This is a genomic window from Mycolicibacterium vulneris (assembly GCF_002104765.1).
Classification (GTDB): domain Bacteria; phylum Actinomycetota; class Actinomycetes; order Mycobacteriales; family Mycobacteriaceae; genus Mycobacterium; species Mycobacterium vulneris.
In genome coordinates, this window is record NZ_NCXM01000021.1 from 100222 (window position 1) to 116591 (window position 16370).

Genomic DNA, 16370 nt, shown 5'->3' on the forward strand with positions numbered 1-16370 from the left:
ATCAGGGTTTGTAAAACTGAAAGTGACATTACTTTCTCTTTTCGGACCGCACAAGGGCCGCCGCTAGCCTGTTGTCGACACCGTCCCGCGTTCGTCACATAGGCCCCAGGCGTCTCCGCCCGGCAGGACTGGCTTTGCGCCCACCTCGCAGCGACAACATCAGTGGCGCGTGAAGCCGGCGGGTGTCGCTACGAGGCGGGTAAACAATCCCCGCGCTGAAACCACTGTGGCAGCTGGGGCCGAGCGCAGCGCCTAACCGCGGACGCGCAGTACGACCTTCCCCTTGGCGCTGCGATTCTCCAGCGATGCGACGGCGGCCCCGGCTTCTTCCAGCGGGTAGGTCACCGGCTCGGGCGGGGCCAGCTCCCCGGAGGTGAGCAATCGCTCGAGTCCGGCCCACTGCTCGTCCAGCGCCCCCGGATGCGTCCCGGCCCAGGCGCCCCAGCCCACGCCGACCACGTCGACGTTGTTGAGCAGCAACCGGTTTACCTTGACGGTGGGTATCTCGCCGCCGGTGAACCCGACCACCAGCAGCCGCCCGCCGGGAGTAAGCGAGCGCAGGGAATCGGTGAACCGGTCGCCGCCGACCGGGTCGACGACGATGTCGACGCCACGGCCGTGGGTCAACTCCTTCACCGCGTCCTTGAAACCGTCGGCCAGCACCACATCCGTCGCGCCGGCCGCCGTCGCGATGTCGGCCTTGTCCTGTGTGCTGACCACGGCGATGGTGCGGGCGGCGCCGAGCGCCGGCGCCAGCCGCAGCGCCGAGGTCCCGATGCCTCCGGCCGCGCCGTGCACCAGAACGGTCTCGCCGCGCTGCAGCCGACCCCGAACGGTCAGCGCGAAGTACACCGTCAGGTCGTTGAACAGCAGGCCGGCGCCCGCCTCGAAGCTCACGTTGTCCGGCAGCTTGAAGACCCGGTCCGGGGCCAGCACCGCGACCTCGGCCATGCCACCGGACAACATCGTGAGGCCCACGACCCGATCGCCGGCGAGCACCTGCGCGCCCTCGGGTGCGGATCGCACCACGCCGGCGATCTCGGCGCCGAGCACGAACGGCAACTCGGGGCGGTATTGGTAGAGACCCCGGGTGAGTAGGGCGTCCGGGAAGGCGACCCCGGCCGCGTGCACGTCGACGACGACCCCGTCGCCCGACGGTTCGTCGATGTCGGTCAACTCGACCGCGTCTGGACCATCGAGCCGAGTCACCTGTACCGCGCGCATGCCAGCAGAGCCTACTGGCCGCTCAAAATCCGCCCGCGACCCGCACGACGGCCCGGCCGGAGAATTTGCCGGCGCGCACTTGATCGATCACGCCGACGACGTCTTTCACGTCGACGTCGCTGACCAGCGAGTCCAGGTGACGTGGCCGCAACGAATCGCCGAGCCGGGCCCACAATTCGCGGCGTGGTCCGATCGGCATCAGCACTGAGTCCATGCCGAGCAGCGCGACGCCGCGCAGGATGAACGGCAGCACCGTGGTGTGCAGGGCCGGGCCGCCGGTGAGGCCGCTGGCCGCCACGGCGCCGCCGTAATCGACGGTGCTGAGCACGTCGGCCAGCGTCGCGCCGCCGACACAGTCCACCCCGCCCGCCCAGCGCGCCTTGCCGAGGGGCCGTGGCTTGGCGTCGGGGTCGGCGGGCAGCCGGCCGATAACCTCCGCGGCGCCAAGGGCTTTGAGCCGGTCGGCGGCCTCGGCTTTGCCACTCGAGGCGACGACCTGATAGCCGGCGCTCGCCAGCAGGTCCACGCTGACCGAGCCGACGCCGCCGGAGGCTCCGGTGACGACGATGGGACCGGCGTCGGGCGTGATGCCCCAGTCGATCAGCGCCTGCACACTCATCGCGGCGGTGAAGCCCGCCGTTCCGATCGCGGCGCCCTCGTACGGGCTCAACGCGCCGAGGGCCACCACCTGGTCGGCCGGCAACCGTGCGTACTCGGCGTAGCCGCCGTGGTGGCCGGTGCCGATGGCATACCCGTGGGCCAGTACCTTCTCGCCGACGGCGAAGTCGGCCGTCGTCGACTCCACGACCTCACCGGTCAGGTCGATGCCGGGGACCACCGGGTAGGCGCGCACCACGCCGCCACCCGGCGTCAGTGCCAGCGCGTCTTTGTAGTTGACGCTGGAATACAGGACCCGGATGGTCACCTCGCCGGGCGGCAGTTCGGAGTGGTTCAGCGTCTCGACCGACGCGGTTATCCGGTCTCCATCTTGGCGCGCGACGAGCGCGTGAAACGTGTCCATCCTTCGACGCTAGCCTCACCGTATGGATCCCTTTCCACTCGGTGGGTTTTCGGTCAACCGCGTCGGCTTCGGGGCCATGCAGTTGCCCGGGCCCAATGCGTTCGGTCCGCCGCGCGACCGCGACGAGGCGCTGGCCGTGCTGCGCCGCGCGGTCGAACTCGGCGTCGACCACATCGACACCTCGCAGTTCTACGGACCCGACGTCGCAAACGAACTGATTCGTACCGCGCTGCATCCCTATCCGCAGAACCTGGCGCTGGTCAGCAAGGTCGGCGGCCGCCGCGATGACAAGGGCGCCTGGCTGCCGGCCGGTGCGCCGGCCGAGTTGAGCCGTGACATCGAAACGAACTTGCTCAGCCTCGGCGTCGAGCGACTGGCCGTGGTCAACCTGCGCGTGTTCGAAAGCGACGGCCCGGACCAGGAGTTCGACGACCAGCTTTCGGCCATGATCGAGGCCCGCGACCGGGGGCTGATCGGCGGAGTCGGGCTGAGCAACGTCAACCGCGAGCACCTGCTGCATGCCGTCGGGCGCACCGAGATCGCTTGTGTGCAAAACGCATTCAATCTGGTGTACCGGGAGTCGGCCCCGGTGCTCGAGGAATGCGAGGCGCGGGGGATCGCCTTCGTCCCATTCTTCCCGCTCGGCGCGGCCTTCATGCAGCCCAACCCGGTGCTCAGCCACCCGGTGGTCCAGGAGATCGCGCAGCGGATTAGTCGCACACCGGCTCAGGTCGCGCTGGCGTGGACGCTCGGCGTGGCGCCCAACGTGCTGCTGATCCCTGGCACCTCGTCGCTGAGCCACCTGGAAGAGAACATGGACGTCGCGTCCATCGAACTAAACGACGAAGACCGCGAGCGGCTGAACGCGATCGTTACTTGAGCTCGGAGGAGGACAGGCCCAGCAGGCGGCGGGCGACCACCAGCTGCTGAATCTGTTGCGTGCCTTCGAAGATGTCCAGGATCTTCGAGTCGCGCGCCCATTTCTCCAGCAGTAACTGCTCGGAATAGCCTGCGGTGCCTGCCAATTCGACGGTCTTGAGCGTGACGTCGGTGGCCATCCGGCCGGCCTTGGCCTTACTCATCGACGCTTCCTTGGAGTTGGGGATCTTGTTATCGGCCTGCCATGCCGCACGCAGTGACAGCAGATAGGCGGCCTCCCAGTCGGCTTCCATCCGCAAGAACTCCGATGCCGCCGCGCTCTGGACGTGCGAGGGCTTGTCGTAGGAGATCTCCACGCCGGCCTCGGTGAGGATCTTCCGAATCTCCTCTAGCGCGGCGCGGCCGACACCGACCGCCATCGCCGCGACGATGGGCCGGGTGTTGTCGAAGGTCTCCATCACTCCCGAAAAGCCCTTGCCCACCTCGATTTCGGGGTTGCCGAGCAGATTTTCCTTCGGGATACGGGCGTTGTCGAATCGGATGACCGCGGTGTCGGAACCCTTGATGCCGAGCTTGTGCTCCAGCCGTTCGACCGTGACACCGGGGTGCTCGCGCGGCACGACGAACGACTTGATCGCCGCGCGGCCCTGTGTCTTGTCGAGCGTCGCCCACACCACGATGTGGCTGGCGCGGGACCCGGCGGTGACGAAGATCTTCTCGCCGTTGATCACGTAGTCGTCGCCGTCCAGGGTGGCGGTCGTCGACACGGCCGCAGAGTCCGATCCGAAGCCGGGCTCGGTGATGGCCATCGCCGCCCACACCTTGCCCAGGCGTTGTAGCTGCTCCTCGTTGGCGACGGCGGAGATGGCCGCGTTCCCCAGCCCCTGATAGGGGACGGACAGCATCATCGCCAGGTCGCCCCAGCTGGCTTCCAGCGTCTGCAGCAACGCGGCCATGTTGGCACCGTTGTGGTTCTTGTCCCGTTCTTCGTCCTCGCCGCCCAGCGCATTCGCTCCCGCGAATTCGATTGACTCCGAGGCCCCTTCGAAGAGACTGAACAGCGTGTCCAGCTCGACCGGGTAGGCGTGCTCTTTGAGGTCGTACTTGCGGGCGATCGGTCGCATCAACTCGGCGGCGCCCTGATGCGTCTTCGTCGTCACCGCTTGCATCTTGCGGGGAAGTTCCAGATTGATTGCCATGATTGAACTTTCAGTTCGAGTTGGATAGCGACTTAGATGACGACGACACCCTCGGCGACGCCGATGGCCCGCAGGTCGCGGTACCAGCGTTCGACCGGGTGCTCTTTCGTGTAACCGTGGCCGCCGAGCAGCTGAACGCCGTCCAGGCCGATCTGCATGCCCTTGTCGGCGCCGAGCCGCTTGGCCAGGGCCGCCTCGCGGACGAACGGCAGGCCTTGCTCGGCCCGCGCGGCGCCGCGCCAGGTGATCAGCCGCAGCCCGTCCAATTCGATGGCGATGTTGGCGCACATGAAGGCGACCGCCTGCCGATGAGCGATCGGCTCACCGAAGGCCTCGCGCTCCTTCACGTACGGAACGACGTAGTCGAGGACCGCGTGGGAGGTGCCCACCGTCAGCGCCGCCCAGCCCAGCCGGGCCAGCGCGATCGCCTCGGAGTAGTCCTCGTCGGTCGCCTCGTCCTCACCGAGCCGGGCGTTCGGCGGCACCGTCACCCCGGACAGTTCCAGGTGGCCCAGGGCCGCCGCGCGAATCCCCATGCTCGGATCCGCTTTCACGCTAAGGCCTTTGGACGAAGACTCGACGATGAACAACGCCGGCTTGCCGTCCAGCTGCGCGCCGACGATGAACAGCTCCGCATCGGCGGCGGCCGGGACCAACGACTTCACCCCGTCGAGGCGGTACCCGCTCGGGGTGCGAACCGCGGTGGTCTTCAGCCGGGTGGGGTCGAAGAGCGGCTGCGGCTCGGCGATGGCCACGCACGCCTGGGGCACGTTCTCACCGGCGAACTCGGGCAGGTAGGTGGCCTGCTGGTCGGCGCTGCCCCAATGGGTCAGCGCGGAGGCCACACCGCCCGGCGCCAGCAGCGGCAACGCCAGACCCATGTCGCCGTAGGCCAGCGCCTCGGCGACCAGGACGTTGGTCACGCTGGACCGGTGCGCGGCGATGCCGTCGAAATCCTCGGGGATGTTGATCGCGGTGATGCCGAGCTCGGCGGCTTTGCTGATCAGTTCGTGCGGGTAGGTCGCCGCCTCGTCGGCGTCGTGCGCGGCGGGGCGCAGCACCTCCTCGGCGAATTCGTCGAGAGTCTCGACGATCATCTTCTGGTCGTCGTCGGGCGTCAGGTCGAAGTAGTCCTTGCCGCTGGACTTGAGCCGGGTCGGGCCACCGCGCAGGTTCTGGATCCGCTTGAACTCCCGAGAAGACGTGGCGGCGGTGGAGAAGACGGTCTTCGTGCCATAGCGCAGGGCGCGGTTGAGCGGGTCGCGCAGCTGGTACTTGTCCAGGAACTCCTGCCCGACGAGCGGGGTGATCAGCGCGATCGCGATGTCGACGCCGGTGCGCTTGTGTGGTTGCAGCCCGACCGCGGACTTATGGTCGCGCCGTCTGACGCGGGAGCGGGCGGATTTTGAAGTCTCTTTGGAACCGGAACCGGTCATTTTTCAGCAGCCTCAGGTCGATGGGCAATGCGGATATCGCCGATCTTACTCCGGAGTAAGATCGGAGAGAACACTTGTTAACTAATTCACACCGGCGGGGCCGAGAGGCTGCCGAGCACCTGCTGTTGCAGCAGGCCGTTGGTGGCCACGGCGCTGCCGTGATGCGGCCCCGCGGTGCCGTCCAACGCGGTCAGCGCCCCGCCTGCCTCGCGCACCAGGACGTCGAGTGCGGCGAGATCCCACACCGACACTTCCGGTTCGGCGGCGATATCGACCGCCCCTTCCGCGAGCAGGCAGTAGGACAGAAAGTCGCCGAAGGCGCGCACCCGCCACACCGCGTCGGTCAGCGCGATGAATCGGTCCCGCACACCGAGTTGCGCCCACCCGGACAGGCTGGAGAACGAAAGGCTGGCCGAATTTAATTGTGCCACTGAGGAAACCGAGAGCCGACGCGCGGGCGCACCGTTGACCGTGACGAAGGCGCCCTGGGTGTGCGCGGCCCACCATCGGCGTTGCAATGCCGGGGCGCTGACCACACCGACGACGGGGACACCGTCTTGCAGCAGTGCGATCAGGGTGGCCCACACCGGCACCCCGCGCACGAAGTTCTTGGTGCCGTCGATCGGGTCGATGATCCATTGACGTCCGGTGAACGTGGGGTCGCCGCCGAACTCTTCGCCGACGATGCTGTCCTCCGGCCGTTCGCGCCGGAGCACCTCGCGCAGCTCGGTTTCCACCGCGCGATCGGCGTCGGTCACCGGCGTCAGGTCGGGTTTGGTGTCGACGCGCAGGTCCAGCGCGCCGAAGCGGGCCGACGTCAACGTGTCTGCGCGGTCGGCCAGCGTGAGCGCCAGCGCCAGATCGCCGGTGCGATTCATGACGCAGTCTTATCACGGACCTACCATGGCCTCGTGTGGGAATTCGGACTGCTGCTCCTGCTGGTGGCGATATTGGGCGTGTTTCTCGTCCAGCGGTTCGTCCCGCGCGGCCCCCGCGGTGAGCTGCTGAGCGGCACGCTGCTGGTCACCGGAATCAGCCCCCGGCCCGACGCCACCGGCGAGCAGTTCGTGACCATCGCCGGCGTGATCAATGGGCCCACCGTGAACGAGCACGCGGTGTATCAGCGCATGGCCGTGGACGTGGATCAATGGCCGACCATCGGCCAACTTTTTCCGGTGGTCTATTCGCCGAAGAATCCGGACAACTGGAAGTTCGCTCCCGCGGGACCGCCGCCTGGGCCGCCTGGGCCGCCTGGGCCGCCCGCGCCACCCGAGTCGCCGCAGCCGCCAGCAGGCTGACCGTCGGTCAACCCGCCGGGCGATGCCCAGCCGGCCGGGGGTGCCGCCTAGGGGGCGTCGTGCGGCGAGTCCCATTCCCCGCTGGATCAGTGGATTAGCTGTGGGCAGAGTGTTTCCGCTGACGTGCGCACGAAGTAAGTGGGATCCTCGTCAGAAATGCGTTTGCTCAGGTCGATCACGGCGTTGATGCTGTAGCCGCCGCCGAGCAGATCGCAAACGCTGCGACCGACCTTGATCAAGTCTTGGTCGGTGCCGCTGAGAGAGCTGATGCCGTGACCGCGCATTGCGTTGAGGAACAGTGCGTCCGCATCCTCAGCACGGGCCAATGGTGCTGCAACAATGGTCATTACGGCAGCCACGGTCAGTCCGCACACGACCGGGATGGTTAGGCCCTTGCGGTGTAGGCGTTGCCGAGTTGATTGTGGTCTCTCATCCGACCCAGATGACTTGCCGACCGTCTCGGTGGCAATCTCTGCGCGGTACGCGGCGTCCGTACATGCGGCGTTCAGTTCGGCGGCAGTCATTTTGATTCCTAGGGGTCGACCTTCGGGAGTGATGCCTTAGTTTCTGGCGGATGCCTTGAAGGATTCTCTTCGAATTCTTGAAAGTGGTTCGGGTCCTGGACGTTGGGCACCCGCACTGTAGGTGACCCGTCAACCCGCCGCGGGCGGGCGCGTCATCACCGTGATCCGTCTGCCGTAGCGCGGGACCACGAGTGCCGCCCGCCTGACCGTCCCGCCCGGGACCCCGGGGATGCCGGGCGTCCCGGATCCGGTCCGGGCGACCGCGTCGCTCGCCGTCAGGTCGGACAAACCGCCGCCCGGGAGTGCCGCGACTTGGTTGCCGGTCGCGCTGGCCCAGCCGGCGGGCACCGACATCGGGCCGATCCGTTCGGCACGCGCGAGCATCGCGTTGACGTCGCCCAGTCCCGACGTTGCGCCGGTGAGCGCGGGAGCCTTGGGCAGCGCGGCCGGAACCGCCCCCAGGTTCGGCAAGATCCCTAAGTTCTTGTCGGCCTGGATGATTCCGGAAGTGGTCCCCTCGGCGGTGAAAATGGATCTAAACGTGGTCTGGGCGCCCTGGATGGTGTCAAGGATTCGGAAGAGTTCCGACGACGAATTGGAAGCCGAGGAGTTCACCACCACCACATCCGATCCCGAGTCCGTGCCCGAGTTCGAGGCGTTGGCGGCAGCTTGGACGACGGCGTCGCGCTGCGCCGTCGTCCCATCGTTGGTGGTGGTCCGGCGCGGGGAGGCGAACGGCGAGAACTGGACCGCCGCAGCGGAAGTGGCGGAATAGCCGTACATCGCTGCGGCGTCCTGAGCCCAATATTCGGCGTACTGGGCTTCGGTGGCCGCGATGGCCGCGGTGTTCTGCCCGAAGAAGTTCGTTGCCACCAGCGTGGCCAGTTGGGTGCGGTTGGCCGCGACCGCGGGCGGGGGCACGGTCATGGCATGCGCCAGCTCGTAAGCCGCGGCGGCCGCCCGAGCCTGCATGGCCGTCTGCTGTGCACGCTCGGCGGTCGAATACAGCCACGCCACATAGGGCGCCGCACTCGCGGCCATCGCCTGGGCGGCGGGCCCGTGCCAGTACAAACCGGTCAGGCCGGACAGCACCGACTCGTACACCGCGGCCGTGAAACCCAGCTCGGCCGACAGCGAGTCCCAGCTTCCCGCGGCGGCCAGCAGCGAGCCCGACCCGGGGCCCGCGTACATCCGGCCAGAGTTCAACTCTGGTGGAAGAAAGCCGAATTCCATTGTCTTACAGCTCTAGCTGCGTGAAGCGAAACTGCTTGCGGCGAAGGGTTCGTCCTATGACCGACAGCAGTTGGCCCAGTGGTGCCATGTCACCCGGCGGCCGGCGGGCGTGGCATCACGGTGAGCCGCACGCCGTAACGTGGCGGGACACCCGCGCCGGCCGATCGCGCGGCACCGCCAGCCGGCATTCCGGGGTACCCGGGATACCCGGATGCCACCGGCTCCTCGGTCCCCGGAATCGTGGTGAAGCCCGCGGGTTCCAGCGGCGAGATGTGTGTGCTCGTGGGCGCGGCCCAGGTCGCGGGGACGGACATCGGCCCGATGGTGCCGGCGTGCGACAGGGTCGCGGTGACGTTACCCAGGCCACCGCCGAGGCCCGCCGTGGCGCCGCGAAGGGCGGGCGCCGCGAGCGCGGGAGCGAGGTTGGCCGCCGCCGCCCCGGGCTTGGCCAGAATGCCCAAGTTGTTCTCGGCCCCGATGATGCCGGACACGAACTGCTCCATGTTGTAGGGAGCGCTGAAGCCCAGACCGGTCCCCTGGATGGCGTCAAGTACCCGGAAGGCGCTGTTGCCCGAGCTCGTCGTCGATGCGTCGAGGTAGTAGACGTCGCCCGTGGTGATTCCCGAATTCGGTTGCTGCAGCGGTGAAAACGTCTGCGCGCCGACCTTATTCACCCCGGCGTTGGTGTTGGCGGTGGCCACGGCGGCGTTCTGGGCGCTCACACCGGATTCGGTGGTGGATTTGTTCGCCGCGGCGAACCGGGGCAACTGCATCGTCGCGACCGTCGACGACGCCGAGTAGCCGGCCATGGCGGCGGCGTCCTGAGCCCAAAAGTCGGAGTACTGCGCCTCGGTGTCGGCGATGGCCGCGGTGTTCTGGCCCACGATGTTCGTCGCCACCAGCGATGCCAGCAGCGTGCGGTTGGCGGCGATCACCGGCGGCGGCACGGTCATCGCATATGCCTGCTCGTAGGCCGCCGCGGCCGTCCGCGCCTGCATGGCCGTCTGCTTCGTCTGCTCGGCGGTCGCTTGCAGCCAGCCCATGTAGCGGGCGGCCGAATGCGCCATCGACTCAGCGGCGGGGCCGGCCCACTGCAGGCCCAGGCCCGCGAGCACCGATTCGTAGGACTCGGCGGTGGAGGCCAGCTCGGCCGACAGCGCGTCCCAGCTTCCGGCGGCGGCCAACAGCGAGGCCAATCCGGGGCCGGTGTACATCCGGGCCGAATTGATTTCGGGTGGAAGAAAAGCCCAATCCATCTGTGATAAATCCCCTCAAAGTGCGTGTCTTCGGGCAAACGCCACTGGCGCCGGCGCTAGCCGCATCGGCGTGTTCTGAGAAAAGGCCGCTCCGGATTCGCTTTGCGGCTCGCAAAGCTCACCCCGCGTCAGGTGAGAGGGCAGCCCGGCGCGATCGCGCGACCGCCGACTAGTGGTCAGCGTGGCGCGTGTTATCGGGTCGGCGGAGCGTGCGCGCAGGGCATTACAAAAGACCTTCGGTTTTCGGGGCCCTTTAAACGTCGCAGGTGCGGCTGATGCGTGCGGGGTTTTGCCTATTTCCCGGCACCGACCAGGCAGAATTCAGCTTGCGTTCATCTCACGTTCATCTTTTGTTCACCGACGACTGGAGCTAGATCCACACCTGTTGAACAACGAAAGTATGTGAAGTGCTTGATATCTGGTGGGTGTGCGCTCGTGGTCACCCGCGATGGTTCAAGTGGTCGACCACAACCTGCAGCGCCTCGGGGTGCCGCAGGAACGGCGTGATGATGTCGACCAGCAACGGGAAGACAACGGTCGAATTCTGATCCGCCCCCAACTCCAGCAGCGTCTGCAGATAACGCAGCTGCAGCGACGCCGGACTCTTGCAGAGGCTTCGTTGACGAGCTTGTCTGGCATCGGCGTCGACGCCGAATACGTGCGGTAGGCCAGGATGCCCATCACCAGGAAGCCGAAGATCATGACCATGGCGACGCCCTCCCGTCTAGGCGATGGGTGGTGGTGCCCGCTGTTTCGCACGTCAAAAACTCCTATTTCGGGACCAATGCCTCTGGGGGAGTGGGGTTTACGGCTCATAAAGTCTCATCTGAACGGTGTAATGAACACTTTTCTACCGCCCAATGAAGGAAGTCGCGATGAGCAACCTGTATTCAGCTCCCGCAATTCTGGTAGGAGTCGACGGATCCAGGGCGGCGACACATGCGGCCATGTGGGCGATCGATGAGGCGGTCAGCCGCGACATTCCGCTGCGATTGGTGTATGTCATCGATCCGCACGACGCATCGGGCGCGCTCACCGGTGGCACCAGGCTTGCCGTCGCCCGTGCCGCGTTGACCGACGCTCATCGGGCCGTCGACGCCGTGGGCGAGCCCGTCAAGGTCGAATCCGAAATACTCTGGGGCAGGACGGTTTCCAAGCTGCTGGAGGCATCGAGGTCTGAGGTCATGCTCTGCATCGGGCAGATCGGGCTCAACCATGCCTGCCACGGCGGACCCGCCGTCGCGGCCTCTTTGGTCCGCTCGGCGGTGTGTCCGGTCGCCGTGATCCAGCAGTCGGCGAGCCGTCCTACGGCACCCCGGGTCAGTGGCGTGGTGGCCGAGGTGGACAACGGCACGGTGCTGCGGCACGCGTTCGACGAAGCGAGGCTGCGCCGGGTGGCGCTGCGGGCGGTGTCGGTATCGAAAGCCGCGGACGTTCGCCGCGGAACTCCCGGAAAGGTCTCAGCGCAAGGGCAATTGGATCGTAGGCTGGCGCGGTGGCTGCGGCTGTATCCCGACATGCAGAACGAGGCGGCGATCGTAACCGGCGGCGTGGACCGGTACCTGCGCGCCCACCACGATCCCGGCCAGCTGCTGGTCACCGTTCGCCGAGTTGCGGGCCAAGGGGTTGGAGGCCCACGTTCCGACGATGTGCGACTTCTGGGAGACCGTGCTGTTCCGCGCGGGGCTCTATCGCGGCAGGGCGTTGCAGGTGCACCGCGGAATCCACCGGCGTGCCCCACTGTCGGATCGTCACTTCCGGCGCTGGCTCACCGTGTGGCACAACACCGTTGACGAGTTGTATCGCGGACCGGCGGCCGACCGGGCGAAAGTTCAGGCCGGCCGGATCGCGTGGGCCATGCACCGGCGACTGACCGGCGCCGACGCACCCGAGTTGCACGTCACGCAACCGGCTCGTGACGGTCAGGCTCCGGACCGAACCGGAAATGCCGGCCGGTGATTTCGGCCGGCGTGATGCGCACATAGTGCGGTTTGAGCGTTGCCGTCCACGGCAACAACTGCGCGCGTTCGGCTCGCTGAATGTCCGCGTCTGCCTTCAGCAGTCGCGCGCGACCGCGCACGATCACGCTCCACCCCTCGATGAGGTTGTGGTCGTCGACCTCGAAAACCACCGCGTGGTTGGCCACAGCCGAGAACAGTTTGGTGCCCTCGGCGGTGCGGAACAGCACGGTGCGGTCTTGCACGACGAAGTTGACGGGAAAGATCTCGGGCTCACCGGCGAAGTTGGTGACCAGGCGGCCCAGCGCGACACTGCCCAATAGATTCCAGTTCTCGTCCTCGGAAAGCACGGTTACCGGTTGATCGCTGCCCACGGCCCCAACGCTACGGAGACTTGCGGGCGTTGAGTAGAGCCCTTCGTACTCCCGTAGCAGGCTCAGCCGTGGCTGACCCGAAGCAACTTCGCCAAACTCGGCAGCTTGACGCGGGGCCGTCCGTACGATTCGCCGGCCGCGCGCTCATGGGCGTCGATGAGGTCCCAGTGCGCCGAGGTGACCAGCTTGGGCTGGCGCGACGCCAGCCAGTCGGCCAGCTTTTCGGCGTGGTCGCCGGGGAAATCCGCCAGGCCGTCGGAGGCGGACAAATCGGCCAGCAGCGTGTCCACGGTGTCCTGGGAGTCCTTTTTGTTGGTGCCGATGACACCCGTGGGCCCGCGCTTGATCCACCCGACTACGTATTCGTTGCGGCTGCCCTCGACCCGGCCGCCGCTGTTGGGGATCGTCGCGGTCTTCTCGTCGAAGGGCAGCCCCGGGGTGGGCAAACCGCGGTAGCCGACCGAGCGCACCACCAGCTGAACCGGCAGCTCCTCGCGCTCGCCGGTGTCGTTAGCGGACACCCGCCCGTTGTCGTCGGTGACCAGCTCGTTGCGGCCGAGCACGATCCCTTCGACCCTGTCGTCGCCCTTGATCTCGATCGGGGAGGTCATGAAGCGCAGCACGATGCGGCGGTGCCCGGGGCGCGGGTCCCGCTTCGCGTAATCGCGCAGCACGTTGATGTTCTGCTTGGCCGTCTTGCCGGCCGCGGCCGCGTCCTCGTCGCTCACGCCCTCCAGCTGGGCGGGGTCGACGATCACGTCGACGTTTTCCAGGTCTCCCAGCTCACGGAGCTCGAGGGTGGTGAACGCGGTCTGCAGCGGTCCGCGCCGACCGATGACCACCACTTCGTCGACGCCGCACGGGCGCAGCGACTCCAGCGCGTGGTCGGCGATGTCGGTCAGTCCCAGCACGTCGGGGTCGGTGACCAGGATGCGTGCGACGTCGAGCGCGACGTTGCCGTTGCCGACGACGACGGCCCTGGCCCCGGAGAGATCTGGCGTGGCCTCCTCGAAGTTCGGGTGCGCGTTGTACCAGCCCACGAAATCGACGGCGGCGATGCTGCCCGGCAGGTCCTCGCCGGGGATGTTCAACGCACGGTCGGATTGCGCCCCGACCGCGTAGATGACGGCGTCGTAGCGCTCGGCGAGCTCGTCTGCCTGCACATGTTCGCCGACCGAGATGTTGCCGAAGAAGCGGAAGCGCGGATCCTTGGAGGTCTTCTCGAATTGTTTGCTGATCGACTTGATCTTCGGGTGATCGGGCGCGACGCCGGAGCGCACCAGCCCCCACGGGGTGGGCAGCATCTCCAGCATGTCGACGGCGATATCGATGTCTTCGGACCCGTCAGCCGCCTTCAGCAAGGAAGACGCGGCGAAGAAGCCCGACGGTCCGGAGCCAACGATTGCAACGTGGTAAGGGCGCATTCTCGACCTTCTATTCGTGCCCGAATGCGCGCAAGGGGCTGTCGCGCGCAAAGCGGGGCGCACATGATCGTGACTCGATGCTAAACGCATGACCGCTGGTCGTGACCTGGACACTCGCTGCGAGCGGAAGCTGCCCGGAGGGCCCCGGTAACGTTGTCACCTGTGGAACCCGACCGTCAAGCCGATATCGCCGCCCTCGACGCCACCCTGACCACGGTGGAGCGAGTGCTCGATGTGGACGGTCTGCGCGCGCGCATCGAGAAGCTCGAACACGAGGCATCCGATCCCCAACTGTGGGACGACCAAGCGCGCGCCCAGCGGGTGACCAGCGAGTTGTCGCACGCTCAGGGCGAGCTGCGCCGGGTCGAGGAGTTGCGGGGCCGACTGGACGACCTGCCGGTGCTCTACGAGCTGGCGGCCGAGGAGGGTGAGGGCGCCGCCGATGCGCTGGCCGAGGCCGACGCCGAGCTGAAGGCGCTGCGCGCGGACATCGAAGCCACCGAGGTGCGCACCCTGCTGTCGGGCGACTACGACGAGCGGGAGGCGCTGGTCACCATCCGTTCCGGTGCGGGTGGAGTGGACGCGGCGGACTGGGCCGAGATGCTGATGCGGATGTATATCCGGTGGGCCGAGCAGCACAAGTATCCCGTCGAGGTGTTCGACACGTCCTATGCCGAAGAGGCCGGCATCAAGAGCGCGACGTTCGCCGTGCACACCCCCTTCGCCTACGGCACGCTGTCCGTCGAGCAGGGCACCCATCGGCTGGTGCGAATCAGCCCATTTGACAACCAGAGCCGGCGTCAGACATCGTTCGCTGAAGTCGAAGTGCTTCCGGTGGTGGAGACCACCGACCACATCGACATACCGGAAGGTGATGTGCGCGTTGACGTTTACCGCTCCAGCGGTCCCGGCGGTCAATCGGTGAACACCACCGACTCTGCGGTACGTTTAACTCACGTCCCAACGGGTATTGTCGTGACTTGCCAGAACGAAAAATCGCAACTGCAGAACAAGATTTCGGCGATGCGGGTGCTTCAGGCAAAGTTGTTGGAGCGCAAGCGTTCCGAGGAACGCGCTGAGTTAGACGCATTAAAAGGCGAAGGCGGCAGTTCGTGGGGCAACCAGATGCGCTCCTACGTTCTGCAGCCGTATCAGATGGTCAAGGATCTGCGAACCGAGTACGAGGTTGGCAATCCTGCGGCCGTCCTGGACGGAGACATCGACGGATTCCTGGAAGCGGGAATCCGTTGGCGCAATCGAAAAGATGACGAATAACACAAGCATTCTTGCCGCATCGATGACGCACCACTGGCACGACTTCTGGCGGGGCGAGGTCGGTGAGTGGATTGTCGCCAGGGGACTGCGGATTGCCATGGTGCTGATCTCGGCGGTGCTGGCGGCTCGGTTCGTCAACTGGGTCGCGCAGCAGGTGACGCGGCAGCTCAACCTCGGCTTCGCCGAAAGCGATGCGCTGGTGCGCTCGGAAGCGTCCAAGCACCGTCAGGCTCTGGCGTCGGTGATCTCCTGGGTGTCCGTCGTCATCATCGGCATCTGGGTCATCATGCAGATCGCCGAGGTGCTGCAGTTCTCGGTGGGCGGATTGGTCGCGCCGGCCACCGTGGTCGGCGCAGCGCTGGGTTTCGGCGCGCAGCAGTTGGTCAGAGACCTGCTTTCCGGGTTCTTCATCCTGGTGGAGCGCCAGTACGGGTTCGGAGACCTGGTCACCCTTACCGTCGTGTCCGCGACGGAAGCGACCGGCACAGTCGAGAACGTGACATTGCGAGTGACCCGCCTGCGCTCGCCGGATGGCGAGGTGTTGACGATTCCCAATGGGCAGATCGTCAAGGTGGTTAACCTGTCCAAGGACTGGGCGCGCGCGGTGGTGGACATCCCGGTGTCGACCAGCGCCGACCTGAACCGGGTCAACGAGGTCTTGCACCAGGAGTGCGAGCGCGCAATGGACAACCCCCTGCTCGGGGAGCTGCTGTTGGATGCCCCCACCGTCATGGGTGTGGAAAGCATCGCGGTCGACACGGTGACGCTGCGCCTGGTGGCCCGGACGCTGCCCGGCAAGCAGTTCGAGGCCGGCAGGCAGTTGCGCGCCCTGGTCATCCGGGCGCTGGCGCGTGTCGGCATCGTGACCGCGGCGGACGCGACGGTCGGCCTGGTTGAAGACCGCTCGGTTCCGGCCGCCCGGGCAGCCGACCAGCAAACCGACGTTGACGTCCAAGGTGCGGTGCAGAAGCGTTGAAGTTCACCCTGAACATCCTCGAGAAGCGCGCCGACGGCCACGACACGGATGCCGACCATCGGTGGCCGAATTACGTGTTCGGCGGGCGGATGCGCACGTCGACCTTCGTATTGATCATCGCTTTCTTCCTGGTGTGGTGGGTCTACGACACCTACCGTCCGGAGCCGGCGCCCAAGCCCCCGGTGCAGCAGGTGGTGCCGCCGGGCTTCGTGCCCGACCCCAACTACACCTGGGTGCCGCGCAGTCGCGTGCAGGCGCCGCCGGCGACCGTCACCTATACGCCGACCCCGACG

15 protein-coding genes and 3 pseudogenes are annotated in these 16370 nt (G+C 66.8%); 7 read left to right on the top strand and 11 right to left on the bottom strand.

Features of this window, described 5'->3' with window-relative positions:
- Positions 1–252: 252 nt before the first annotated feature.
- Both B8W69_RS19885 and B8W69_RS19890 read right to left on the bottom strand, forming a co-directional pair.
- Positions 253–1224 carry an NADPH:quinone oxidoreductase family protein gene (locus B8W69_RS19885; RefSeq protein ID WP_085291489.1) on the bottom strand — a complete coding sequence of 324 codons (972 nt, stop codon included), beginning with the start codon at positions 1222–1224 and terminating at the stop codon, positions 253–255.
- A gap of 22 nt (positions 1225–1246) precedes the next feature.
- Entirely contained in the window at positions 1247–2245 is a 999-nt protein-coding gene (locus tag B8W69_RS19890) for an acrylyl-CoA reductase family protein (RefSeq protein WP_085291490.1), read from the bottom strand.
- A 22-nt stretch (positions 2246–2267) separates the two neighbouring features.
- Between B8W69_RS19890 and B8W69_RS19895 the strand changes: the two genes are divergently transcribed.
- Positions 2268–3125 carry an oxidoreductase gene (locus tag B8W69_RS19895; RefSeq protein ID WP_085291491.1) on the top strand — a complete coding sequence of 286 codons (858 nt, stop codon included), beginning with the start codon at positions 2268–2270 and terminating at the stop codon, positions 3123–3125.
- Here the strand turns inward: B8W69_RS19895 and B8W69_RS19900 are convergent.
- The 3 genes from B8W69_RS19900 to hisN all read right to left on the bottom strand — a co-directional run bounded on the left by B8W69_RS19900 (position 3118) and on the right by hisN (position 6637).
- Positions 3118–4323 carry an acyl-CoA dehydrogenase family protein gene (locus tag B8W69_RS19900; RefSeq protein ID WP_085291492.1) on the bottom strand — a complete coding sequence of 402 codons (1206 nt, stop codon included), beginning with the start codon at positions 4321–4323 and terminating at the stop codon, positions 3118–3120. The two genes, B8W69_RS19895 and B8W69_RS19900, sit on opposite strands and share 8 nt — an antisense overlap.
- 32 nt (positions 4324–4355) lie before the next feature.
- A complete protein-coding gene (locus tag B8W69_RS19905; RefSeq protein WP_085291493.1) occupies positions 4356–5759 on the bottom strand; it encodes an acyl-CoA dehydrogenase family protein in 1404 nt (467 codons plus the stop codon).
- 86 nt (positions 5760–5845) lie between these two features.
- On the bottom strand, positions 5846–6637 hold the full coding sequence (gene hisN, locus B8W69_RS19910; protein WP_085291494.1) for a histidinol-phosphatase: 792 nt from the start codon (positions 6635–6637) through the stop codon (positions 5846–5848).
- Positions 6638–6670: 33 nt separating this feature from the next.
- Here hisN and B8W69_RS19915 point away from each other — a divergent pair, with 33 nt between their 5' ends.
- Positions 6671–7057 carry a hypothetical protein gene (locus B8W69_RS19915; RefSeq protein WP_085291495.1) on the top strand — a complete coding sequence of 129 codons (387 nt, stop codon included), beginning with the start codon at positions 6671–6673 and terminating at the stop codon, positions 7055–7057.
- An 86-nt stretch (positions 7058–7143) separates the two neighbouring features.
- Here the strand turns inward: B8W69_RS19915 and B8W69_RS19920 are convergent, their stop codons facing one another.
- The 4 genes and pseudogenes from B8W69_RS19920 to B8W69_RS19935 form a co-directional block, all read right to left on the bottom strand.
- Positions 7144–7581, bottom strand: coding sequence for a DUF732 domain-containing protein (locus tag B8W69_RS19920; RefSeq protein WP_085291496.1), 438 nt, complete (start codon positions 7579–7581; stop codon positions 7144–7146).
- Between the two features lie 129 nt (positions 7582–7710).
- Complete coding sequence (locus B8W69_RS19925) at positions 7711–8814, bottom strand: PPE family protein (RefSeq protein ID WP_085291497.1); 1104 nt, start codon at positions 8812–8814, stop codon at positions 7711–7713.
- A gap of 89 nt (positions 8815–8903) precedes the next feature.
- Positions 8904–10070 (bottom strand): PPE family protein, encoded by a 1167-nt coding sequence (locus tag B8W69_RS19930; RefSeq protein ID WP_085291498.1) that lies wholly within the window; start codon positions 10068–10070, stop codon positions 8904–8906.
- Between the two features lie 439 nt (positions 10071–10509).
- Positions 10510–10683, bottom strand: a pseudogene (locus B8W69_RS19935) (slipin family protein); the annotation flags it as partial.
- Positions 10684–10945: 262 nt separating this feature from the next.
- Here B8W69_RS19935 and B8W69_RS31520 point away from each other — a divergent pair.
- Both B8W69_RS31520 and B8W69_RS19945 read left to right on the top strand, forming a co-directional pair.
- A pseudogene (locus B8W69_RS31520) lies at positions 10946–11344 on the top strand (universal stress protein); the annotation flags it as partial.
- A 325-nt stretch (positions 11345–11669) separates the two neighbouring features.
- Positions 11670–12029, top strand: a pseudogene (locus B8W69_RS19945) (group III truncated hemoglobin); the annotation flags it as partial.
- On the opposite strand, the gene B8W69_RS19950 reads toward B8W69_RS19945, so the two are convergent.
- Together B8W69_RS19950 and B8W69_RS19955 are read right to left on the bottom strand one after the other, a co-directional pair.
- Positions 11971–12402, bottom strand: coding sequence for a pyridoxamine 5'-phosphate oxidase family protein (locus tag B8W69_RS19950; protein ID WP_085291500.1), 432 nt, complete (start codon positions 12400–12402; stop codon positions 11971–11973). The pseudogene B8W69_RS19945 and the gene B8W69_RS19950 overlap by 59 nt on opposite strands.
- 62 nt (positions 12403–12464) lie before the next feature.
- Positions 12465–13826 (bottom strand): FAD-dependent oxidoreductase, encoded by a 1362-nt coding sequence (locus B8W69_RS19955; RefSeq protein WP_085291501.1) that lies wholly within the window; start codon positions 13824–13826, stop codon positions 12465–12467.
- Positions 13827–13988: 162 nt separating this feature from the next.
- Here B8W69_RS19955 and prfB point away from each other — a divergent pair, with 162 nt between their 5' ends.
- The 3 genes from prfB to B8W69_RS19970 form a co-directional block, all read left to right on the top strand.
- On the top strand, positions 13989–15101 hold the full coding sequence (gene prfB / locus B8W69_RS19960; protein WP_085291502.1) for a peptide chain release factor 2: 1113 nt from the start codon (positions 13989–13991) through the stop codon (positions 15099–15101).
- Positions 15091–16077, top strand: a complete 987-nt coding sequence (locus tag B8W69_RS19965) for a mechanosensitive ion channel family protein (protein WP_245843309.1) — start codon at positions 15091–15093, stop codon at positions 16075–16077. Before prfB ends, B8W69_RS19965 begins: the two co-directional genes overlap by 11 nt.
- Positions 16074–16370: Rv3103c family proline-rich protein (locus tag B8W69_RS19970; protein ID WP_500684402.1), on the top strand; the 297-nt coding region annotated here is incomplete at its 3' end. The genes B8W69_RS19965 and B8W69_RS19970, both read left to right, overlap by 4 nt.

Bases quoted from the DNA above. Each gene is read 5' to 3' on its own strand.
- B8W69_RS19885 (WP_085291489.1), bottom strand. From the start codon at position 1,224: ATGCGCGCGGTACAGGTGACTCGGCTCGATGGTCCAGACGCGGTCGAG.
- B8W69_RS19890 (WP_085291490.1), bottom strand. From the start codon at position 2,245: ATGGACACGTTTCACGCGCTCGTCGCGCGCCAAGATGGAGACCGGATA.
- B8W69_RS19895 (WP_085291491.1), top strand. From the start codon at position 2,268: ATGGATCCCTTTCCACTCGGTGGGTTTTCGGTCAACCGCGTCGGCTTC.
- B8W69_RS19900 (WP_085291492.1), bottom strand. From the start codon at position 4,323: ATGGCAATCAATCTGGAACTTCCCCGCAAGATGCAAGCGGTGACGACG.
- B8W69_RS19905 (WP_085291493.1), bottom strand. From the start codon at position 5,759: ATGACCGGTTCCGGTTCCAAAGAGACTTCAAAATCCGCCCGCTCCCGC.
- hisN (WP_085291494.1), bottom strand. From the start codon at position 6,637: ATGAATCGCACCGGCGATCTGGCGCTGGCGCTCACGCTGGCCGACCGC.
- B8W69_RS19920 (WP_085291496.1), bottom strand. From the start codon at position 7,581: ATGACTGCCGCCGAACTGAACGCCGCATGTACGGACGCCGCGTACCGC.
- B8W69_RS19925 (WP_085291497.1), bottom strand. From the start codon at position 8,814: ATGGAATTCGGCTTTCTTCCACCAGAGTTGAACTCTGGCCGGATGTAC.
- B8W69_RS19930 (WP_085291498.1), bottom strand. From the start codon at position 10,070: ATGGATTGGGCTTTTCTTCCACCCGAAATCAATTCGGCCCGGATGTAC.
- B8W69_RS19955 (WP_085291501.1), bottom strand. From the start codon at position 13,826: ATGCGCCCTTACCACGTTGCAATCGTTGGCTCCGGACCGTCGGGCTTC.
- B8W69_RS19965 (WP_245843309.1), top strand. From the start codon at position 15,091: ATGACGAATAACACAAGCATTCTTGCCGCATCGATGACGCACCACTGG.